The sequence below is a fragment of the Paraburkholderia sp. BCC1886 genome (assembly GCF_900996245.1).
GTDB lineage: Bacteria > Pseudomonadota > Gammaproteobacteria > Burkholderiales > Burkholderiaceae > Paraburkholderia.
Genome location: NZ_CAAJGK010000096.1, coordinates 1 through 22525, shown reverse-complemented (window position 1 = coordinate 22525; position 22525 = coordinate 1). Strand labels below are relative to the sequence as shown.

Annotated in this window: 19 protein-coding genes and 2 tRNA genes; 6 read left to right on the top strand and 15 right to left on the bottom strand. The window is 62.2% G+C overall.

The window, feature by feature from the left end:
• Positions 1-6: 6 nt before the first annotated feature.
• From FQ746_RS28670 to fdnG, 13 genes are all read right to left on the bottom strand, one after another.
• Positions 7-1341 carry a sensor histidine kinase gene (locus tag FQ746_RS28670; protein ID WP_144113174.1) on the bottom strand — a complete coding sequence of 445 codons (1335 nt, stop codon included), beginning with the start codon at positions 1339-1341 and terminating at the stop codon, positions 7-9.
• Between the two features lie 21 nt (positions 1342-1362).
• Entirely contained in the window at positions 1363-2751 is a 1389-nt protein-coding gene (locus FQ746_RS28665) for a class I SAM-dependent methyltransferase (RefSeq protein ID WP_144113173.1), read from the bottom strand.
• Positions 2752-3080: 329 nt separating this feature from the next.
• A complete protein-coding gene (locus tag FQ746_RS28660) occupies positions 3081-4190 on the bottom strand; it encodes an aldose epimerase family protein (protein ID WP_144113172.1) in 1110 nt (369 codons plus the stop codon).
• A gap of 33 nt (positions 4191-4223) precedes the next feature.
• Positions 4224-5972, bottom strand: a complete 1749-nt coding sequence (locus FQ746_RS28655) for a RecQ family ATP-dependent DNA helicase (RefSeq protein ID WP_144113171.1) — start codon at positions 5970-5972, stop codon at positions 4224-4226.
• Between the two features lie 93 nt (positions 5973-6065).
• Positions 6066-6614: a hemerythrin domain-containing protein gene (locus tag FQ746_RS28650; RefSeq protein WP_144113170.1), complete on the bottom strand. Its 549-nt coding sequence runs from the start codon at positions 6612-6614 to the stop codon at positions 6066-6068.
• Positions 6615-6685: 71 nt separating this feature from the next.
• Positions 6686-7138, bottom strand: a complete 453-nt coding sequence (locus tag FQ746_RS28645) for a response regulator (RefSeq protein ID WP_144113169.1) — start codon at positions 7136-7138, stop codon at positions 6686-6688.
• A 105-nt stretch (positions 7139-7243) separates the two neighbouring features.
• Positions 7244-9448, bottom strand: coding sequence for an OsmC domain/YcaO domain-containing protein (locus tag FQ746_RS28640; RefSeq protein WP_144113168.1), 2205 nt, complete (start codon positions 9446-9448; stop codon positions 7244-7246).
• Between the two features lie 114 nt (positions 9449-9562).
• Positions 9563-9658, bottom strand: a tRNA-Sec gene (locus FQ746_RS34930).
• A 120-nt stretch (positions 9659-9778) separates the two neighbouring features.
• Positions 9779-11692: a selenocysteine-specific translation elongation factor gene (gene selB / locus FQ746_RS28635; protein ID WP_144113167.1), complete on the bottom strand. Its 1914-nt coding sequence runs from the start codon at positions 11690-11692 to the stop codon at positions 9779-9781.
• A gap of 13 nt (positions 11693-11705) precedes the next feature.
• A complete protein-coding gene (gene fdhE / locus FQ746_RS28630; RefSeq protein ID WP_144113166.1) occupies positions 11706-12704 on the bottom strand; it encodes a formate dehydrogenase accessory protein FdhE in 999 nt (332 codons plus the stop codon).
• Positions 12705-12722: 18 nt separating this feature from the next.
• A complete protein-coding gene (locus FQ746_RS28625) occupies positions 12723-13412 on the bottom strand; it encodes a formate dehydrogenase subunit gamma (protein WP_144113165.1) in 690 nt (229 codons plus the stop codon).
• Positions 13399-14331, bottom strand: coding sequence for a formate dehydrogenase subunit beta (fdxH, locus tag FQ746_RS28620; protein WP_144113164.1), 933 nt, complete (start codon positions 14329-14331; stop codon positions 13399-13401). Before fdxH ends, FQ746_RS28625 begins: the two co-directional genes overlap by 14 nt.
• Before the next feature lie 9 nt (positions 14332-14340).
• Complete coding sequence (fdnG, locus tag FQ746_RS28615; RefSeq protein WP_144113163.1) at positions 14341-17409, bottom strand: formate dehydrogenase-N subunit alpha; 3069 nt, start codon at positions 17407-17409, stop codon at positions 14341-14343.
• A 151-nt stretch (positions 17410-17560) separates the two neighbouring features.
• Here fdnG and FQ746_RS28610 point away from each other — a divergent pair, with 151 nt between their 5' ends.
• From FQ746_RS28610 to FQ746_RS34925, 5 genes are all read left to right on the top strand, one after another.
• A complete protein-coding gene (locus FQ746_RS28610; RefSeq protein ID WP_260854191.1) occupies positions 17561-17899 on the top strand; it encodes a beta-xylosidase in 339 nt (112 codons plus the stop codon).
• An 82-nt stretch (positions 17900-17981) separates the two neighbouring features.
• Positions 17982-19058: a selenide, water dikinase SelD gene (gene selD / locus FQ746_RS28605; protein ID WP_144113162.1), complete on the top strand. Its 1077-nt coding sequence runs from the start codon at positions 17982-17984 to the stop codon at positions 19056-19058.
• 90 nt (positions 19059-19148) lie between these two features.
• A complete protein-coding gene (gene mnmH / locus FQ746_RS28600) occupies positions 19149-20216 on the top strand; it encodes a tRNA 2-selenouridine(34) synthase MnmH (protein WP_144113161.1) in 1068 nt (355 codons plus the stop codon).
• 24 nt (positions 20217-20240) lie between these two features.
• On the top strand, positions 20241-21296 hold the full coding sequence (locus FQ746_RS28595) for a permease (protein ID WP_144113160.1): 1056 nt from the start codon (positions 20241-20243) through the stop codon (positions 21294-21296).
• A gap of 2 nt (positions 21297-21298) precedes the next feature.
• Entirely contained in the window at positions 21299-21439 is a 141-nt protein-coding gene (locus FQ746_RS34925; protein WP_186310866.1) for a hypothetical protein, read from the top strand.
• Between the two features lie 165 nt (positions 21440-21604).
• Here the strand turns inward: FQ746_RS34925 and FQ746_RS28590 are convergent.
• A tRNA-Val gene (locus FQ746_RS28590) sits at positions 21605-21681 on the bottom strand.
• 163 nt (positions 21682-21844) lie between these two features.
• Here FQ746_RS28590 and FQ746_RS28585 point away from each other — a divergent pair.
• Positions 21845-22309, top strand: coding sequence for a hypothetical protein (locus tag FQ746_RS28585; protein ID WP_144113159.1), 465 nt, complete (start codon positions 21845-21847; stop codon positions 22307-22309).
• 26 nt (positions 22310-22335) lie between these two features.
• Here the strand turns inward: FQ746_RS28585 and FQ746_RS35050 are convergent.
• On the bottom strand, positions 22336-22525 hold a 190-nt coding region (locus tag FQ746_RS35050; protein ID WP_222105900.1), incomplete at its 5' end, for a hypothetical protein.

The window sequence follows — 22525 nt, the reverse complement described above, 5'->3', positions numbered from 1 at the left end:
GCCGGCTCACGCGACACGCGACAGATCGAAGCTGAATGCCGCCCAGCTTCCCAGTTCGCTCTCGGCAAAGAGCCGGCCGCCATGACGCTCGATGACGGTATAGCTGATCGACAGGCCCAGACCCAGACCCTGGCCTACCTCACGCGTCGTAAAAAACGGTTCGAACACGCGGGCGAGATGTTCGTCCGCGATGCCGGGGCCGTTGTCGCGCACCGTCACGTGCAGGCGTTCTTCCTGCCAGCTCACCGTGATGTGGATTGCCGGCTTCTCCGTGCCGGCCTTGCGCATGGCGAGGACGGCGTTGGAGAGCAGGTTGATCAGCACGCCGATGATGGCCGCTTCGTCGCCTTGCACCAGCGTATCGGCGGGCAACTCGCGCGTCACGGCAACCCCGCGCAACTCGTGCGCGATGAGGCGGATAGCGGAGTCGAGCGCTTTCTCGAACAGGAACGGCGTGCCCACTTCCGCTTCGGCGCCGGGCTTGCGGTACGCAAAGGTCTTCAGGTCCGACACGATATGCTGGATGCGCTGCATGCCCTGGCGCGCGTCGACGAGACATTCGAGCAGCGTGGGTTCCGCTTTCGCCACCGGTTCTTCCAGCGCGACCTCGATAGCCATCAGACAGAAATTCACCGGGTTGTTCACTTCGTGCAGCAGACCCGCGGCCAGCGTACCGATAGCCGCCATTTTCTCCTGCTGCAGCAGTTGCCCCTTGATGTCGAGCAACTGACGGTTGATGACCTCGAGCTCGTTATTCTTCTGCGACACCTCGGCCTTCAGGCGAAACAGCATGAAGCGCACACGCTCGTTGAAGAACGTGTAGACCGCGCTCGCACCGGCGGCGAACAGAAGCAGCAGCAGATTGACCGTCATCGTGCCCGACGGCAGGATGCCGACGGGATGCAGCATGCACGCGATCAGGTACAGGAAGCACGACAGCAAGCCGAAGATCAGGTTTTGCCAGAGCCCGAAGGGCAACGCAATGCCCGACGCGAAAATGGCGAGATTCAACCCCATGTAGTACGGCGACAGCACGCCGTCGGTGCGCCAGATCATCCATGAAATCATGACCTGCGGCAGCAGCAGCCACGAGAGCGTCAACCACGGCGCGAAGCGGCGTCCGAACGGCGTGCCGAGCAACAGCACGATGCCGCCGATCAGCAACGAGACGAGCACCCGCGCAAACGCGAACGCCACCTCGTACTGCGGATATTGCGCGAAATCGAGGCCCACGCCGAGCAGCACGAGCACGATCGCCGTGTACGCGCCTCCCCGGCTGAAATTCACACGGAAATCCGCCAGCTCGGTTTGATAGCCTGTTTGCAGTTGACGCGTACTCATGGATGGATGTCTACGGACGTGTCAGAGGATCGTGGCTTCCGCGAACACATTCACTCCGGTCTCGTCGACGTAGAGTTTGTGTCCCGTGGACTGGGTGGGCAGCAGCGAACTCATACCCGCCTCGTTCCGGTAAATCAGGTACCACTCGAGCAGATGTTCCATGCCGTACTTCTCGGGATTCATCGAGTGCACGTTGGTGACCAGCAACTGGCCGTCGGGTTTGGTGCGGGCTGCGAAGTAGCTCAACAGGCGCGCGCAGACCTTGTCCGACAGATAGTCGAACAGACCCGCACAATACACCGCGTCGAATTCGCGCAGCGACGGGTCGGGCGTGATCTTGCGTTTGAGCAGGTCGTGCACCGACTGATGCACCGTCTCCACCGACACCTTACGCCCGGCTTCACTGGCCGAGCGTTCGATCGACTCTTTTGTGAACGCCAGCGTTTCCTCGCTGAAATCCACCAGCTGGAAAGACAGCAGATCGGGTCGGTCGAATTCGCGCACGAAGCGCTGGATTTCGAACGCCGGTCCGCAACCCACGTTGAGCACGCGGAACGGCCGGCCCGCACGACGCGCCTTTTCGGCCTGGCGTGTCAGGAAGTCGATGAGCAGCGTAATACGGTTGCGGTGCGCGGTGGCGACCGCGGCCTTGAGGAACGCCGTATTGACGATCTGGAAGTAAGTGGTCGGCCCCTGCTGCGGGTCGCTCAGAATCTGGTTGACCATCTCGTAGTCGCCGGCGTAACCCAGCGGCTTGGTGAAGGTCCGGTAGACAAAAGGCGCGCGCAGCAGCAGCGGATGCAAAGCCGATTGCGCGTACGTGCGATGCACCGGCGCCAGTTCGGCATCCACCAGTTGAGCCTCCCCCTCCAGACGCACGAGGTAGGACTTCACCTTCTGCATGATGGGCGTCGCGAGCTCGTAAAACAGATCTTCGCGTAGCCGCCCGTCGGCTTTCGGCAAACTTTCCGTCAGGTCGACCTGCTCGACCCAGCGCGAGACTTCCGAAAGAAACGCGCGCATTTCATTCACGACGATCTGATAGTCGCGGCGAATGTTGAATCGGGCGTCCCAGTCGCTAATGAAGAGTTCGGCTTCGCGCCCGACCGACTGAGGCTCGTTGGACAGTACGCTCAACTCGCGCCACTCGTCGATCAACGCTAGTGACACCACCGCGGTCAAACCGGTGTTCACGAGACTGACGACAACCGCCTTACCCAGATAGGCGTTCTTGCTACCCATGCGCACGCTGAGGTCGCTTAATACCTCGCTGACCTGCACGATGGAGTAGGGGTTATAGACCTCCATGACCAAAGACTTTCGCTGGAGGTTGATGATGGTGCCACGCACCTGCTCGCGCTGCGAGTTGCGGAAGCTGACAACCGGGTCGATTTGCGTCTGAGAGTACACGGTAATAGAACCTGAGGAATCCGGGAAACGCAGTTGGGTGTTCGGAGGAGTCCACTGAGTAGCCGTCGCAATGAATGCGAATGCGACTTTGAATGCGCCATGGACGTGATTCAAACCAGCGTTGCACTTGAAACACCAAGACCCTTGTCACACAGGTTCCGGCGGGTCTGAGTGTACCATCACAACGTTTGATTTGAGGTCACGTCAAATTGGAATAAAGCACTGGCTAGAGCGACTTTTGCGAACGGAGTGTACGGGAGATAACGTAACGCGAGTTGGATTATGCGCATTGATTGGATGCGGCTTATCGACCCGGCGCAGTAATGGACTCAATCCGGTTCAATTGCAAAATGCCACTCGGTGATTTCGTGAAATAGCTCGCCGGGTCGCAACACCGTATTCGGAAAAGCGGGTTGATTAGGCGAGTCGGGAAAATGCTCTGCTTCGAGCGCGAATCCGTCGCCCTGACGATAAGCCTTTCCCGTTGGCCCTACCGCATTGCCTTTCAAACTATTACCGGTATAGAACTGTAATCCCGGCTGCGTCGTATAAAGCTCGAGAACGCGGCCGCTCGCCGGGTCGGTTGCGCGCGCGGCGAATTGCGGAATGGACGGGCTGGATTCAGCGGCTTTATCCAGCACCCAGTTGTGATCGAAACCGCGCGCATAGATCATTTGCTGAAACGGATCGCGCAAGCGCTCTCCAATGACGATGCGCTCGCGCAGGTCGAGCGGCGTGCCTTCCACCCCGGCTATTTCGCCGGTCGGAATCGACATGGTGTCGGTCGGCGTATAGCGTGAAGCGGCAATCTGGATAGTTTGTCTTTCGATGTTGCCGCTACCCTCGCCCGCAAGATTGAAATAGCTGTGATTGGTTAAATTGACGACGGTGGGTCGATCGGTCGTCGCGCGATAGTCGATACGGAAAATATTGTCGTCGGTCAGCGTGTAAGTGACGGTGACCGTCAGTTCTCCGGGGAAACCGTTCTCCTTGTCCGGACTGATATAGGTCAACACCGCGCCGGCACCGTGCGCGACCTCGATCGGCTCCACTTGCCAGACTTTGGTGTCGAAACTTGCCGGGCCGCTGTGCAGCGTATTCGGCGTGTCGTTGACAGGCAGTGTGTATTCGCTGCCGTCCAGCGTAAAGCGCCCTCTTGCAATCCGGTTCGCGTAGCGCCCGATCAACGCGCCGAAATGACTATCAGGGTTCAGCTTTTCGTAATCGGCCAGCGTGGCGAAGCCGAGCACGATATTCGCTACCCGGCCATCGCGACCCGGTGCGAGCAGTTCGCAGATAACACCGCCGTAACTCAGGAATTTGACGGTAATGCCACGGGAATTGCGCAGCGTGTAGCAGGTGACCGGTTCGCCGTTATTCGTCGTGCCGTAAGGTTCTCGTGATAACGATGCGTGTGCCGCCGTGTCGCCTGAATGCATAGCTGCTCCTTTTGCGTTTTGTTATGGGTGGAGTCAGCCCGCGCGCCGGGCCGCCTTCACGTAGTTCGACATGAACGTTCGTGTTCTGCCGTCTGGAAACAGAATCGCCACCTGCTCGCCGTTCGCGAGCGCCACCTCTCCCGCGCCGAATCTCGGGACACGGACCGCGTCGCCGGGTAGCCATGGCTTCGGTCGCGTCAAATCGTTCGCGAGGTTCGCTTCCAGCAATGCGTCGCCCACGGCAATGTCGGGCTTACCCACCTCGATTTGCGGCGGATTCACGCAATTGTCGCAGACGCCGCAGCGCTGCATCGAAGGCGTATCGCCGTAATAGTCGAGAATTTCGCGCCAGCGGCATTCACCGGTTTGCGCGTAGTCGATCATCCGTTGCAGGGTCGCCTTGTCGCGCACGCTCATGGCTTCGAATTGCGCGACCGCTTTCGTGACCGCGTCGTGCGCGCTATCGCGGATGCCGTCGTGCAATCGCGGACGATAACGCCGCTGCCGGTCGCGACTCGCCACTCGCGCGTCCACCAGCATGCCGAGCGCGACTTCCAGTTTGCCGCCGCCCACTTCGGGCAACGCCGCTTTGAGTCTGGCGAGGGTAACGCCTGCGGGCACTTCCTTGCAATGGGCGACGAGGGTGTCGTACAGACGCTGAGCCAGTTCGATGCCCGGATAGCGGCCGGCGAGGAAGAACTGCTGGATGCGCCGGTCGTTCAGATCGAACAGCAGCACGCAGTCGGCCGGTTGCCCGTCGCGCCCGGCGCGGCCTGTTTCCTGATAGTAAGCATCGAGACTGCCCGGCATCTGATAATGCAGCACGAAGCGTATGTCGGCCTTGTCGATGCCCATGCCGAACGCGTTGGTCGCGACCATCAGGCGCGTCTCGCCCGACATGAACGCGTCCTGAGCGGCTTCGCGCGCGCCCGGACTCAGCTTGCCGTGATAACGCGACACGGACTCGCCGGCTTCCGCGAGCACCGCATAGATTTCCTCGACGTCGCGTATTGTCGCCGCGTAGACGATGCCGCAACCCTGGATCGACGAAACCACGTCGAGCAACTGCTCGCGTTTGGCCTGCGCCGCGCGCACCGAGCCGTCCTTGCCGCCGCCCACGCTGACCTGGACCACGCGATAGCGCAGGTTCTCGCGCAAGGTGCCGGTGCGCACCACGCGCGGATCGCGCAATCCCAACGAGCGGGCGATATCTTCGAGCACGGGGGCAGTAGCCGTGGCGGTCAGCGCCAGCACCGGCGGTTGCCCGAGCGCCTTGACCGCATGAACGATCTCCAGAAACGCCGGCCGGAAATCGTGGCCCCATTGCGAGACGCAATGCGCTTCGTCGACCACGACCAGGCCGACGCCGTGCCCCTCGCGCGACTGCAGCACCTCCATGAACGCCGGCTGCGCCAGCCGCTCCGGCGTGACGAATACGATTCCGCCCTGGCCTTCGCAGATACGTCGCAATGCGTCGCGTTCCTCGCGGCTGCGCAACGTACTGTTCACCAGCGTGCAATCGATACCCGCGGCCACCAGTTTGTCCGCCTGATCCTTCATCAGCGCGATGAGCGGCGACACCACCAGCGTCGTGCCGTCGAGATGCAAGGCGGGCAATTGATAACAGAGCGACTTACCCGCGCCGGTCGGCATGGTGGCGAGGGTGTCGCGCCGTTCCAGCACGCTGCGGATGATGTCTTCCTGACCGGCCCGCAAACGTGCGATGCCGAACATGTCGCGCATGGTCTTGCGCATGCTGCGTAGCCGCTGCTCTAACGTCATGCGGTTTTCTTCCTGGAGTGTGGGAGGGGCGAAGCGGCTTTGGTTATCGCCGCACGGCGCCTGGTGGCCGCTTCGTGCCGCTTCGTGGCCGCATTACAGCCGCGCAGTGTTGTCGCCGACCGACCGGCTGCCGACCGCATCCAGCTTGCGTTGCAACTCCGCCTTGCGCGTGACCATCTTTGCGCCGAGCTCGTGCAGATCGAGTTTCGTTTTGCGCAACTCCGGGAAGAGCTCTTCCTCTTCTTCCTCGACGTGATGGCCGACCATCTCGCTCATCACTTTGAAAGTCGCATCGAAACCCTTGTCGCCGGCTTTCATCGACTCGAACTTCGCAATCAGGGTTTTGACGAGAAAGTGCTCGATATACGCTTCTTCGACATCGAGCTTGTCGCTGTCGGGTAATGCGCGTTGAGCGGCGGGATATAACAGTTCTTCTTCGAGAATGGTGTGAATCGACAGCTCTTCACAAGCGCGTTGCACGAGTGTCGATTTGGCGTCCAGATCGTCGTCTTTTGCGCGCTTGAATGCGTCGAACAGTTTTTCGACTGCACGGTGCTCGCTTTCGAGAAAAACGAGTGCGTCGGGAGCGTCGGTGCCAGTGTCGGCGTTGGCCCGGGTCTTGTGTTCTGCTGTGGCTTGCATGTTGATCTCCTCGTCGATACGGTTAGCCGCAGGAGTGACTGCGGACCTTATCGTTCGAGCAACCGCTATGCCTATGCCGGTCGGCCGCCGAGCAGCTGGAAAATCAGGTCTTCGAGTTCGGTCAGTTCGGCAGGCTTCCGGCACACCGCGTCGAAACCGACTCTTTGCATTTCCAGCACGTGATCGCGGGTATCGAATGCAGTAAACGCCAGCAGCGGAATCTTCGAGGTCGCCTCGACTCTGCGCAGCGCGGCGGCCACCCCAATACCGGACAGACCGGGCATGGCGACGTCGAGAACGATGCAGTCGGGAATCCACGCTTTGGCCTCGCGCAGCGCGTCCGAGCCATGGTAGACGGTGCGCACGCTCATGCCCCCCGCTTCCAGATAGGCGCTGAGCGCGTCCGCGGACGGGCGGGAATCGTCCACGACCAGCACGCGGACCGGCTCGGCCGCCGGACGAAGTTCGATGGGCAGGCCCGTGGGGACGGCGGGTGGCGTTGGATTTTCAACCTGGGCGTTCAAGATTTTTCTCCCGCTGATGGCGTGGCGACGTAGGACCGACCAGACCACTGCGCAAAAGTCGTTCCCGGACCGCGGCAACTGCGAAAGCGACGCCCGGACGGCCGGCTAGCCCGCCGTCGCCGCCGCTTTGGCCCGCGCCTGATGCAGTTTCCTGTAACTGTCGATCAGCCGTTGATGCCGGTCGAGACCTTCCAGTTTCAGACTCGTCGGCGTCAGTCCGAAGAAGCGCACGCTGCCATCCACCGAACCCATGACCGCGTCCATCCGGGCGTCGCCGAACATGCGGCGGAAGTTGAACGCATAGTCGTCCAGTTCGAGCTCGTCATCGAGCAGCACCTCCAGCACCACGTTCAAGGCCTGGTAAAACAGTCCCCGCTCGACCGTGTTGTCGTTGTACTGCAGGAAAGCGCCCGTCAATTCCTGCGCCTCTTCGAACTGCTGCAAGGCGAGATGAATCAACAGCTTCAACTCGAGCACGGTGAGCTGGCCCCAGTCGGTGTTCTCGTCGAATTCGATGCCGATCAACGTGGCGATATCGGAGTGCTCGTCCAGTTCGTTGTTCTCCAGCCGCTCGAGCAGCGCCGCCAGAGCGGCATCGTCCAGACGATGCACGTTCAGAATGTCTTCACGAAACAGCAGCGACTTGTTCGTGTTGTCCCAAACCAGATCTTCGACCGGATACACCTCTGAATAACCCGGCACCAGAATCCGGCACGCTACGGCCCCCAGCTGGTGATACACCGCCATGTACGACTCTTTGCCCATGCTTTCGAGAAGGCCGAACAGGGTCGCGGCTTCATCGGCATTGGAGTTTTCACCCTTGCCGGAAAAATCCCATTCGACGAATTCGTAATCCGATCGGGCGCTGAAAAAGCGCCACGACACCACACCGCTCGAATCGATGAAGTGCTCGACAAAGTTATTCGGTTCCGTCACGGCATTACTGACGAAGGTGGGCTGAGGCAAGTCGTTGAGGCCTTCGAAACTGCGTCCCTGCAGCAACTCCGTCAGACTGCGCTCCAGCGCTACCTCGAAGCTCGGGTGCGCGCCGAACGACGCAAACACACCGCCCGTGCGCGGGTTCATCAACGTGACGCACATGACCGGGTACATGCCGCCGAGCGACGCGTCCTTCACGAGCACCGGAAAGCCCTGCTCTTCCAGTCCCTGAATGCCGGCCAGGATGCCCGGGTATTTCGCGAGCACTTCTTGCGGCACGTCGGGCAACGCGTATTCGCCTTCCAGGATTTCGCGCTTGACCGCCCGTTCGAAAATTTCCGACAGACATTGCACCTGCGCTTCGGCGAGCGTATTGCCGGCGCTCATGCCATTGCTGACGAACAGGTTCTCGATCAGGTTGGACGGGAAATACACGACTTCGCCGTCCGAATGCCGCACGAACGGCAGCGCAACGATGCCGCGCTGCTTGTTGCCGGAGTTGGTGTCGTACAGATGCGAGCCGCGCAACTCGCCGTCGGGGTTATAAATTTCGAGGCAATACTCGTCCAGAATGCCGGCCGGCAGCGCGTCCTTCCGGCCGGGCTTGAACCAGCGCTCGTTCGGGTAATGCACGAACTCCGCATTGGCGATGTCTTCGCCCCAGAACGCTCCACCATAGAAATGGTTGCAGTTCAGGCGCTCGATAAACTCGCCCAACGCCGAGGCCAACGCGCTTTCTTTGGTCGAGCCCTTGCCGTTGGTGAAGCACATCGGCGAATGCGCGTCGCGAATATGCAACGACCACACGTTCGGAATGATATTGCGCCACGAAGCGATTTCGATCTTCATGCCGAGGCTCGCCAGCAGGCCCGACATGTTCGCGATGGTCTGCTCCAGCGGCAGATCCTTGCCGACGATATAGGTGCTGGCATCGGTAGCCGGCTTCAGCGTCAGCAAGGACTGAGCGTCGGCGTCCAGATTCTCGACCTCTTCGATCACGAACTCGGGGCCGGCTTGCACGACCTTCTTGACCGTACAACGATCGATGGAACGCAGGATACCCAGGCGGTCTTTTTCCGTGATATCCGAGGGCAACTCGACCTGAATCTTGAAGATCTGCTGGTAGCGGTTTTCCGGATCGACGATATTGTTCTGCGAGAGGCGAATATTCTCGGTCGGAATATTGCGGGTCACGCAGTACAGCTTCACGAAGTACGCGGCGCACAAAGCCGACGAAGCCAGAAAATAATCGAAGGGGCCCGGCGCCGAACCGTCGCCTTTATAGCGGATGGGCTGGTCGGCTACGACCGTGAAGTCATCGAATTTGGCTTCCAGGCGGAGCTTATCGAGAAAGTTGACTTTAATTTCCATGGGGAAATTCCAAAAACAGGTTTGCCGGACCCTTGGGATATCGCGCTCACGCCAGGCTGTCGCGTGCGGAGAGGGACTGCGGCTGAAAATAGGGACTACCCCGAAGGGAGTGTCTGGCGGAAGGCAGCCGGAGTCGAACCGACCTGAGAACGCTTGACGTCCTCAACTGGATTTGAAGTCCAGCCGCACCACCGGGTACGAATGCCTTCCCATGGTGACTGAGTTCTACCGGTTTTTACCGGCGTCGGCCGGCATCCCGGGCACGATGCAGCCGGATTATAGCCGCTTCGCCTGCGCCCGGACTTCGGCGGCGCGAGCCCGCCGCACCGCTCAAAGCAGGTCGAGCCAGCGGCTGTCGGGCCGCAGCACATGCAGGCCATTGTGAAACCGCGTATAGCCGACCCGGTCGAAAAACTCCAGCAGCTGGATCGAACGCTTTCTCCCCAGCCCGGTGACGTCGCGAAACGGCGCGGCAGCGACCGTTCCAGCGTTGTTCCGCGCTTCCGCAGCCGCGATCGACGCCAGTTCGCGGATGGTCTGCAACGGATAGAACAGATCCCGCACCACCTGGAACAACTCGCCCTGGCGCGCGAGTTTGCGCAATAACTGACGCACGCGCTCTTCGGGCGCGCTATACGTGGCCGCCAGATCGCGGACCCACGGCGGCTCGAAACGCCCCGCTTCGAGCGCGGGCAGGCAACGCGCCGCGAGCGCGCGGTCGGCCTCGTCGAGCGTAACCGCATGACCCGGCAGATGCAGCCACGGTCCCTGCTTGACGATGTCGCCACGCGCAGCCGCGTTATCGACGAGCGCACGCCACAGCAGATCGTCCGCGAGCGGCGCCGCGATGCGTCGCAACCGCGACGCGTCCGGGCCGAGTTCGTCCGGCGAGCGCACGTGATAGTGCTCGAGCGCGTCCGTCAGGCGCGCTGTGAGTGCCTGCCATTGCGCGTCGGCGACCAGTAGCGCGTCGTCGCCGGCAAGCGGCACCGTGTGCGTGTCGGGCGGCAACACGAGCGCCGCTGCCGGCATGCCGGTCAGCCGCTCCAGCAGCGAACGCGCGACGCCGTTCGGCGCGCGCGCGAGGATCGCGTCGAGCGTGCCGGTATCGAGCAGCGTCTGTATCGCATCGAGCCAGGCCAGCCGTTCCGGCGAGCGGCGCTTGCGTACGGCGCCGAACGGATCGAGCACATGGCCGCCGCCCACGGTTCGGTTTGCCTGCGCGTTGCGCACCACGAAGCGATCGCCGGGCAACGCGCACATGGGTCGCTCGAATACCAGCTGGACACGCCCGCTCTGGCCTGCAGCCAGTCTGTCGCCATCGAGCAGCGCAACGTGCGCGACCTGATGCTGCGTGCCGAGATGCACGTGCAACGGCGCCCAGTGCTCGAGCGTCAGCGACGCGTCGGGCAAAAGTCGCAGCGTCACGTCGAACCGCTCCGATGCCTCGGCCAGACGCGGATCGACGATCCAGTCGCCGCGGTCGATCGCGCTCTTCTCGATACCGGCGAGGTTCAATGCGCAGCGCTCGCCCGCATGGCCGGTCCCGGCCGGGCGGTTCTGTGCGTGAATGCTGCGGATCCGCACCGGTTGCTGCTTCGGCGCCAGCATCGAAGTCTCGCCGACCGTCACGCGACCGGCGACCACGGTTCCGGTCACGATCGTGCCCTGACCCGCCAGCGTAAAAACGCGGTCGATCGCCAGCCGGAACAAACCATCGTCGCGACGCCGGCGCCATTCGGCAGCGGCGGCATGCAGATGCGCCTTCAACGCGGCGACGCCGGGGTCGTCGGGACTCAGGGCGTTGGTGGCGAACACGGGCGCGTCGCGCAGCGTACTGCCGCTTATAAATGCGCTCACTTCGGCTCGCACCTCCGCAAGCCGCTGCGGGTCCACGCGGTCGATCTTGGTCAGCGCAACGGCACCGCGCCGGATGCCGAGCAGTTCGACGATCGCCAGATGCTCGCGGGTTTGCGGCATCACGCCGTCGTCGGCGGCGATGACCAGCAGTGCGAAGTCGATGCCGCTCGCGCCGGCCGTCATCGTGTGGACGAGCTTCTCGTGACCGGGCACGTCGATCAGGCCGAGCACGTCGCCGTTCTCGAGCGGCACGTAGGCGTAACCGAGTTCGATGGAAATGCCGCGTGCTTTTTCTTCTTTCAGCCGGTCGGTATCGACGCCCGACAGCGCGCGCACGAGACTCGTCTTGCCATGATCGATATGCCCCGCCGTGCCGACGATCATGCTGGCACGCCCGTCATTCTGCGGACTCGTCGTCAGGGTTGGTTGCGTCCTCGCTCTGCTCGGGCCACAGCCACGGATGCGGCGACGCGCGGCGATACCCTTCGGCGCCCATCAGCAGGTCCAGCGTGAGACTCGCGAGGTCGTCCGCGAACGGCTCGAAATCGTAGTCTTTCGACTGGATGCCGAGCTTGCGGTAGGTGTGGCATTCGTCGCACGACTCGGCCTTCAGCGCGGCCTTGTCCGATTCGCTTTCGCGCGTGGCCTGGTCGGCGTCCGGCGAACCGACGACGTGATACGCAATGCCTTTGGTCGAATCGCAGTTCGAGCATTTCGCCCGCACCATGTGCCACTCGGTCGCGCACAGACCGCATTGCAGATAGCGGTAATTGTCATGCTGTCCGCCGACGCGCACGAGGCTCGCCACCGGATGCGAGCCGCACACGGGACACAGGCCGAGCGTCTCGAGATACGGCACCGCGCGTTTGTCGATGTCGGCGGCCAGATCGGTCCACACCACTTGCAGCGCGGCCATGATGAAGGGGGCGCTGGCCGGATCGACTTCGCCGAAACGCTGTGCGAACAGCGAGTCGGCCTGCGCTTCGAGCGCGGCTTCGTCGAGTCGGCGAAGCTGTTCGAACAGGGCGGCGAGCGGCTCAGTCAGCGGACCGGCGGCTTCGACCCGGTCGAGCAGTTGCAGCAGGACCGCGCGCCAGGCCGGATCGCGCGCACCCGATAACGCGGGCACGAGCGGCATGGAATGCGCCTGGGCGCTGGCGATCAGTTCGGCGCTCGGCGGCCGCGCCTTGAAGCCTTGCAGAACGTGTTGCTGCGCGTCGGCGAGCGCGGCCATCAGACGCAGATAGCCGGCAATCGGATTGTCGCGGGCCGCCAGTTGCCGCAGCCGCGCGGCGCGCGCCGGAAACACCGCGAGGCGTTCCGGCATGCGCAGACGGGGAATCGCCGTGTGATCGAGCGATTCGATATCGCCGGCTTCGAGAATGCGTTGAACCACTGTGTCGACCTCTTGAAGCTACAGACGGCTTGATTTGCCGATGATCTCTTTGAACCAGTTCGGATGATGCTTGCGCGCCCAACCGTACGTGACCGTACCGCGCGTCATCGCTCCGATGGAACCTTTGATCCACAGCGCCGCGTAAATATGCACGACGATCCCGACGATCAGCACGAAGGCCGCCGCCGCATGAACCAGCGCCGCCGCACGAATGATCTCGATCGGAAAATAGAACGAGAAATAGCGCCGCCAGATGACGATGCCGCTCGCGAGCAACAGCAGCAGGCAAAGCACCATCGTGAAGAACAGCAGCTTCTGGCCGGCGTTGTATTTGCCGATGGCGGGCAGCCGGTCTTCGCGATTGTTCAGCACGTCGCCGATCTGCTTCATCCATTGAATGTCCGCGCGGTCCAGATAGTTGTGGTGCCAGAAGCGCAGCGCCAGAATCAGGAACGACAGGAACATCACACAGCCCACGAACGGATGCAGGATACGCGTCCATTGTCCGCCGCCGAAGATCGCGTAGAGCCACGACATCGCCGGATGAAACATGGCGAGGCCCGAGAGCGCCAGCAGCACGAACGTGATCGCGGTAATCCAGTGATTGGTGCGTTCGTTGGGCGTGTAGCGCTGGATCAGGCTGTTGCCTTTCACATCCCGCAGCACCGCGGGTTCGCCGCGGCGCTCATGAGGTTCAACGTGTTTCATTAGATGCCTCCCGCGAACGGTCTGCTTCATCGGCTTCATGCTGGGCTTCGGCTTCTTCCGCCTCGCTCACTTCGTTCGGCCCCACGCGCGTGTAGTGGAAGAACCCGGCCAGCGCCGCGAACGCAATGCCGGCCAGCGCCAGCGGTTTGGCCAGTCCCTTCCAGATGGCGACCATCGCGCTGATCTTCGGATTCTGTGGCAAACCGTGGTACAGGTTGGCCTTGTCCGCATGATGCAGCACGTACATCACGTGCGTGCCGCCCACGCCGGCAGGATCGTACAACCCGGCGTTCTGGAAGCCGCGCTCCTTCAGGTCTTCCACACGATCGGCGGCCTGCTGCTTCATGTCCTCCTTGGTGCCGAACATGATTGCACCGGTCGGGCAGGTCTTCACGCAAGCGGGTTCCTGGCCGACCGCCACGCGATCCGAACACAACGTGCACTTATACGCGCGGTTGTCCTGCTTCGAAATGCGCGGCACGTTGAACGGGCAACCGGTCACGCAGTAGCCGCAGCCGATGCATTTTTCCTCGTGAAAGTCGACGATGCCGTTGGTGTACTGCACGATCGCGCCCGGCGACGGGCACGCCTTGAGGCAGCCCGGGTCTTCGCAGTGCATGCAGCCGTCCTTGCGGATCAGCCATTCGAGATCGCCTTCGGTGTTCTCGTACTCCGAGAAGCGCATCACCGTCCACGAATGCTCGGACAGATCGCGCGGGTTGTCGTAGATGCCGGTCGTGGTGCCGATCTCGTCGCGCAGATCGTTCCATTCCATACAGGCCGTTTGACACGCCTTGCAGCCGATGCATTTGGACACGTCGATCAGCTTCGCGACGGTGCCCGTAACCGGCTCGCGCACCTGCGGTTCAGGCAGGGTCGTGGCCGACAGGCGTTTGATATCCAGTGATTGCAGTGCCATCTCTTCTCCTTATGCCTTTTCGACCTTGACGAGGAACGACTTGAATTCCGGTGTTTGCGAATTCCCGTCGCCCACGGAGGGCGTCAGCGTGTTGACGAGATAGCCCGCTTTGGCGAGCCCCTTGAAACCCCAATGCAAGGGCAAGCCGACGGTCTGCACTTTTTTGCCTTCGATCATCAGCGGTTTGATCCGCTTGGTCACGAGCGCCACCGCGACGATGTGGCCGCGATTGGACGACACCTTCACGCGGTCGCCCGCGACCACGCCCACTTCCTTCGCCAGGTCCTCGCCGATCTCCACGAACTGTTGCGGCTGCACGATCGCGTTCAGGCGGGCGTGCTTGGTCCAGTAGTGGAAATGCTCGGTCAGACGGTAGGTGGTCGCCGTATGCGGGAAATTCTCGTGCGTGCCGAACGCCGCCCGGTCGTCCGGGAACACGCGTGCCGCCGGACTGCTGACGACCGCCTTGTTGTCCGGATGCAGCGGGTTGTAGCCCAGCGGCGTTTCGAACGGCTCGTAGTGTTCGGGGAACGGCCCTTCCACCAGACCGTCGCGCGAGAAGAACCGCGCCACGCCCTCCGGATTCATGATGAACGGGTTCATGCCGTTTTCCGGCGGTTCGTCCACCTTGAAGTCGGGAATGTCCGGACCGCTCCACGTCTTGCCGTTCCACGCGATCAGCTTGCGGGTCGGGTCGAACGGTTTGCCCGCGACATCGCACGAAGCGCGGTTGTACAGAATCCGCCGGTTCGCCGGCCAGGCCCACGCCCAGTTCAGCGTATTGCCGATGCCGGTCGGGTCCGAGTTGTCGCGCCGGCCCATCTGGTTGCCGGCCTGGGTCCACGCGCCGCAGAAAATCCAGCAGCCGCTCGCCGTGCTGCCGTCGTCGCGCAACTGCGCGAAGCTCGCCAGCTGCTCGCCCTTTTTCGCGAGGACCTTGGTCTTGTCGGTCGGATCGGTGACGTCGGCGAGCGCCTTGCCGTTGAACTCCATCGCGAGTTCTTCGGGCGTCGGGCTTTCCGGGTTCGAATACGGCCAGCTCATCTTCAGGATCGGGTCGGGATACTTGCCGCCGTTCTGCTGATACGCGCGGCGAATCCGCAGCCACAGCCCCGACATGATTTCCAGATCGCTCTTCGCTTCGCCCGGCGGCTCGGCGCCTTGCCAGTGCCATTGCAACACGCGGCTCGAACTGACCAGCGAACCGCGTTCTTCCGCGAAGCAACTGGTGGGAAGACGGAACACTTCGGTCTGGATCGAGGCGGGATCGACGTCGTTGAACTCGCCGAAGTTCTTCCAGAACTCCGACGTTTCGGTCGCGAGCGGGTCCATGATGACGAGCCACTTCAGCTTCGCCAGACTCGCGCCCACTTTCGCCTTGTTCGGCGCCGCGGCCAGCGGGTTGAAGCCTTGTGCGATGTAGCCGGTCATCTTGCCCTGGTTCATCAGCTCGAAGACCTGCAGCATGTCGTACGACTTGTCGAGTTTCGGCAGATAGTCGTAGCCGAACTGATTGTCGGCGGTGGCGTTATCGCCCCACCACGACTTCATGAAGCTGACGTGGAACGCGCGATAGTTACGCCAGTAGCTCAGCTGGTTCGGCCGCAACGGCTGGGTCGCGCGCTTCGTGATGAACGCGTCGAAGTCCTGTTCGGCTTCCATCGGCAACGTCATGTAGCCGGGCAGCAGATTCGACATCAGGCCCAGGTCGGTCAAACCCTGAATGTTCGAGTGACCGCGCAGCGCATTCATGCCGCCGCCCGCAATGCCGATGTTGCCCAGCAGCAGTTGCACCATCGCGCCGGTGCGGATGATCTGCGCGCCGACCGAGTGATGCGTCCAGCCGAGCGCGTACAGGATCGTGCCGGCGCGGCCGGGCACCGCGGTCGATGCAAGCATCTCGCACACCCTGAGGAACTTCTCCTTCGGCGTGCCGCAGGCGCGTTCGACCTGCTCGGGCGTATAGCGCGCGTAGTGCTGCTTCATCAGCTGATACACGCAGCGCGGGTGCTGCAATGTCGGGTCGACTTTGGCAAAGCCGTCGTCGCCACGCTCGTAGTCCCACGTCGATTTGTCGTAGCTGCGCTTCCCGGCGTCGTAGCCGGAATACAGGCCGTCGGTAAACGAGAAATCTTCACGGACGATGAACGGCATGTCCGTGTAGTTCTTCACGTACTCGTGCTGAATCTTGTCGTTCGTGAGCAGATAGTTGATCACCCCGCCCAGGAACACGATGTCCGAGCCGGTGCGAATTTGCGCGTAATAATCCGCGACCGATGCCGTGCGCGTGAAGCGCGGATCGACCACGATCAACCTTGCCTTGCGATGCGCCTTCGCCTCCGTGACCCACTTGAATCCACACGGGTGCGCCTCGGCCGCATTGCCGCCCATCACGAGAATCACATCCGCGTTCTTGATGTCGACCCAATGGTTCGTCATCGCTCCACGGCCAAACGTCGGGGCAAGACCTGCCACCGTCGGACCATGTCAGACACGCGCCTGATTATCGAATGCGAGCATGCCAAGACTACGGATAGTCTTGTGCGTCAGATATCCCACTTCATTGCTACCGGCGGATGCTGCGAGCATGCCGGTGGTCAGCCAGCGGTTGACCGTCTTGCCGTCCGCCGTTTTTTCGACGAAGTTGGCGTCGCGGTCTTCCTTCATCAGCCTCGCGATGCGGTCGAGCGCGTCTTCCCAGGAAATACGCGTCCACTCGTTCGAGCCGGCCGCGCGATGCTCGGGGTACTTCAGACGGCTCGGGCTATGAATGAAGTCGATCAGACTTGCGCCCTTCGGGCACAGCGTGCCGCGATTCACCGGATGATCGGGATCGCCCTCGATATGGATGATGCTGGATTTGGCGTTCTTGGCGTTGTCGCCCAGACCGTACATCAGGATGCCGCAGCCGACCGAACAGTACGGACAGGTATTGCGGGTTTCAGTAGTGCGCGACAACTTGTACTGACGGACCTCCGCTAACGCGGGTGCAGGCGAGAAACCCATCAGGGCAAGGCTCGATCCGGCAAGCGTGGTAGCGGAAACCTTCAGGAATTGTCGCCGGGACATGTGGGGCATGTGGGTCCTCAGCTTTTTGTAGGTGCTGGTGGCGATTATAGTGGCCGCGATGCCGTCGTGCAGCGCGAAAAGTGTGGCGATGACAACGATCCGGGTATTGTTTCTGCTGCGTCGTTGGGGTAGCTCAACTTTGACCGGACGATCGACACTCATGGACTCTTCTCATTCAGCCGGCGCCTTCAAACGCGCGTTTTTACGTAGCTTTTACTGCGTGACCGGACTCGGCGTTGCATGGCTGGGTTCGACTGGCGCCGCTTTTGCGCAGATCACTCAGGGCAATGGGTCCGGGCAGCAGGAGAATCGAACGTCGGCCATGGGATCGGCGGCTGACCCGGCCGCCTCGACCGTGCATGAGTCGTACAAGCCGCAGACCAAAGACGGCGCATCGGCGAAGGGGCGCGGCAAGACCGCCGGGCAGGGGCATAAGACGCAAGGCGCGGGCGGTTTCGAGAATGGGCTGTATGGGACGGGGGCGGGGAGTAACAAGTGATGGCTTGCATCGGTGGTCCGCTGCGTGGTCGCCGAACACCCGCCATAATGCGGGGGTTTCCCAGCCTGAGCCAAGCCCTGCCATGACCATCAAGCCGTCCAGCCTTACCCCGATCGGCGCCGCTGCGCCGCGTTTGACCAGCCTCTCGCATGGCGGCGGTTGCGGCTGCAAGATCGCGCCGGGGCTGCTGGCCGATCTGCTCAAGCGCAGCGCGCCTCTGCCGTTTTTCCCCGATCTGCTGGTCGGCAACGATACCGCCGACGATGCCGCCGTTTATCGGCTGAACGACGAGCAGGCGATTGTCGCCACCACCGATTTCTTCATGCCGATCGTCGACGATCCCTACGACTTCGGCCGCATTGCCGCGACTAACGCGCTGTCCGACGTCTATGCGATGGGCGGCAAGCCGATCATGGCGCTGGCGATCGTCGGGATGCCGATCAATGTGCTGCCGCACGACGTAATTGCCGAGATCCTGAAGGGCGGCGAATCCGTTTGCGCCGACGCCGGCATTCCGCTCGCGGGCGGACATTCGATCGACTCCGTGGAACCCATCTATGGTCTCGTGGCGATCGGCGTGGTCGATCCGCGGCGAGTCAAACGCAATGTCGGTGCGCGAGCGGGCGACGTGTTGATCCTCGGCAAGCCGCTGGGCGTGGGTGTGCTGTCCGCCGCACTAAAGAAAGACCGGCTGGATTCAAACGGCTATGCGGCGATGATCGCGGCCACCACGCAACTGAATCGCCCGGGCGCGTCGCTCGCGGCGCTCGACGGCGTGCATGCATTGACCGACATCACCGGCTTTGGTTTGCTCGGGCATACGCTGGAGCTGGCGCGCGGCTCTCATTTGACTGCGCGGTTGCGCTATGCGGACCTGCCGTGGCTGCCGGGTGTCGTCGACTTCGTCGAGGCCGGCATATCGACCGGCGCGTCCGCGCGCAACTGGGACGCGTACGGTGAGCACATCCATCTGCCGTCCTCGTTGCCGTCCGGCGCGCGCGCCTTGCTGACCGACCCGCAGACGTCGGGCGGACTGCTGGTGTCGTGTGCGCCTGAGGTCGTCGACGACGTGCTGGCGCTGTTTCACGCCGATGGTTTCGGCGCGGCGTGCGTGATCGGAGACATGGCCGATGGCGAGCCACGGGTCGACGTGCTCTGAGCCGTTTTTGCGCGCGCCGCGCTGCTTGGCCGGCATTTTCGGCGCGTGCGATAATTCGGCCTTCGCTGCCCGTCGTTCGTACACCGTATTTTGAAAAATCTCCTCGTCACACTCGATCAAGCCGCGAATTTCGATGAAATCATCGACGTGCGCACACCTCTCGAGTTTGCCGAAGATCACATTCCGGGTGCCATCAACGCGCCGGTATTGAGCAATGAAGAGCGCGTGCGGGTCGGCACCGCGTACAAACAGGTGTCGCCCTTCGAAGGCACGCGTATCGGCGCGGCACTGGTCGCGCGCAATATCGCCCAGCATCTCGAGACCACTTTTGCCGACCGGCCGCGCAACTGGCGTCCGCTCATTTATTGCTGGCGCGGCGGCAAACGCTCCGGCTCGATGACCACGCTGTTCAACATGATCGGCTGGCAGGCCCGGCAACTGGACGGCGGCTACAAGAGCTACCGGCGAGCCACGCTCGACACGCTCGCGGTGCTGCCCAGAACCTTGACCTATATCGCGCTCGTGGGCCCGACCGGCAGCGGCAAAACGCGTTTGCTCGCCGCGCTGCGCGAGGCCGGCGCGCAGACGCTCGACCTGGAAGCGCTGGCGGCGCACCGCGGCTCCCTGCTCGGCGCATGGACGGGCGTGCAGCAACCTTCGCAAAAGAGTTTTGACACGCAACTGGTCGCCGCCCTGCGCGGATTCGATCCGGCCCGGCCCGTTTTCGTGGAAGCGGAAAGCCGGCGGATCGGCTCGGTCGAACTGCCGCCCGCGCTGCTCGAAACGTTTCATCGCGGCGCGTGTGTCGAGGTGCAGTCGAGCCGGGAAGACCGTGCGAGGTTCCTGCTACATGACTATGCGCATCTGTTCGACGACCCCGATGCGCTTAAATCGCAATTGCAACGTCTGATCGGTTTGCACAGCCGCGAGCGCGTCATGGGCTGGCAGCATCTGGTCGACGACAACCAGCGCGCCGGTCTGGCTCACGAACTGATCGAGCGTCACTACGATCCGGCGTACGCACGGAGCAGCCATCAGCATTTTGTCCGGCTGCCGCAAGCACTATTATTGGATTTCCGGCCCAACGACGACGATGTCGTCCAGCAGGCCGCAACGCTCCTGACCCGGCTCGACCAGCGCGCGCTCGCCGCTATCTGATTTAACTCAACGATCGACATCATCATGCAATCAACCCTTCGGCAACCGCGCATTGCACTCGGCTGGATCGTCTTCCTGCTGATCGCCGTCGTCGGACTCTTCTATGTGAAGTGGTTCCCCTATTACAACCGCGCGTTCGTGGCGGCGAGCCAGCATTCCATCGGCAAATCGATCCTGATGGGTACCTCGGCGAGCGCACCGGCTGCTTCATGGCAAGCCGCCATCGACTACGCGCTCGCCTACGGCAAGGCGATCTGGCAGGCGATGGTGCTGGGGCTGCTACTCGGCTCGGCCGTGCAGGCGCTGATCCCGCCGCAATGGGTCGCGCGAGCGCTGGGGCGCAGCGATTTCAGCAGCGTCGTGAAGGGCGGCCTGATGTCGTTGCCGGGCATGATGTGCACGTGTTGCGCGGCACCGGTCGTCGCGGGATTGCGCGCCCGTCAGGCGGCGCCCGGCGCGGCCATCGCGTTCTGGCTCGGCAATACCGCGCTCAACCCGGCCACGCTGATTTTCATGGGTTTCGTGCTCGGCTGGCAATGGATGGGGCTGCGACTCGCGCTCGGTCTCGTGATGGTGTTCGGGCTCGGCTATCTGGTGAATCGCATGGTCACGCCGAAGGAGGCCGAAGCATCGCGCGAGGCCCTTGCGCAGCTGGTCACGATCGACGCGCCCGGCACCGCTTTCACGCGCTGGCTGAAGATTCTCGGCGCGATGACGCTGCGGCTCGTGCCGGAGTACATCGTGCTCGTGCTGATTCTCGGCGCGGCGCGCACGTGGCTGTTTCCGCATATCGGACCGGACATCGACAACAGTCTGCTGTGGATCGTTGCGTTGGCGATAGCGGGCACTCTGTTCGTCATTCCGACTGCGGGCGAAGTGCCGATCATTCAGGCGATGCTGTCGTTCGGTATGGCGGCGGGTCCGGCGGGCGCGTTGCTGATGACGTTGCCGCTCATCAGCGTTCCGTCCATCGCGATGCTGAGCCGCTCGTTTCCGCGACGCGTGCTGACGGTGGTGACCTTGGCGGTCGTCGTGTGTGGCGTGGTAAGCGGCCTGCTGGCCGTCGCGTTGAACTTCTGAGCATGAAACAGATCGCCGCATTTGCCTTGACGAGCTGGTCGGCCGCCGCCCTGCTCTACTTCGGCCAGCATTCGGTTGCGTTGATCGTCGTGAGCGGCGTCGTGGCGCTGGCAGGCTTCGACCTGTTTCATCCGGCGAAGTGACGCGTCAGGACTTGATGCCGCTATTGCGTGAGCTGAATTCTGACTTCTGATTGGGTTTAGGTTTGAGTTTGGTCGCGCGAGGACAGACGGTGCGCTGAGGTGTGCTGCTGGAACATGATCGTAGAAGAAAGCGGAACCGCTTTCTTCTACGTCACGATACGTCGTTGGTAGGCTCGATTGGATTCGAACCAACGACCCCCACCATGTCAAGGTGGTGCTCTAACCAACTGAGCTACGAGCCTTTAGAGGCGCGAATTATAGAGAGTTCGCGCGCGTTGCACAAGAGCGTTAATCGCTCTTCGACTGATGCCCGTTCGAGCACGCACTCGACCCGCACTCAACCCGCACTCAACCTTTTGCGATCGGCGCCGTTATTGCATTTGCACAGGCAAACATTCGACCGTCATGGCACAACCGATTCCATTTTCCCGACACTCAGGCGCAGCGCGTGCGCGGCATGCGAAGGCCATGCTGTTGCCGATCGCTCGACCCATCGCCGACGATCTGGCGTTGCGCGTTCATCTCGCGCTGGACGCGCTACGCCGCCATGCCGGCAGCCTGTCCGATGCGCAGACGCTGACGCAGATCATGTTGCTCAGCGGGTTTCTCGCGGACTGCGGCTTTGGATCGGCGACCAGAGAACAGTTGGGCTTTGCGGAGCGCGCATTGGCTGAAGTGTTCGAGAACGGACGAGAGACGGGCCTGTGGAAACTCGACGGAGACGGTTTCGCTTTGTTTGCAGCGCTTGCGACCAATTACGACGAACAGCTGCATCGCGCTCCCTTGTGGGCGATCACGGATGCTAGTGAAAGGCTCGACAGGTTAACTGCGGGAATGACTTTTCAGGCGCCGGTGAGGAAGCGGGCTTAGCAAGGGTGGCGGTTATTGGTTCGGTGTTATTTTTCGCGGTCTTTCACGGTCTTTTCTTCGAGCCGTAAACGCAGAAACCCCACCGTTGACGGGTGGGGTTTCTGTTGCTGCTGGGGAGCCTGACGATTACCTACTTTCACACGGGAATCCGCACTATCATCGGCGTGGAGTCGTTTCACGGTCCTGTTCGGGATGGGAAGGGGTGGGACCGACTCG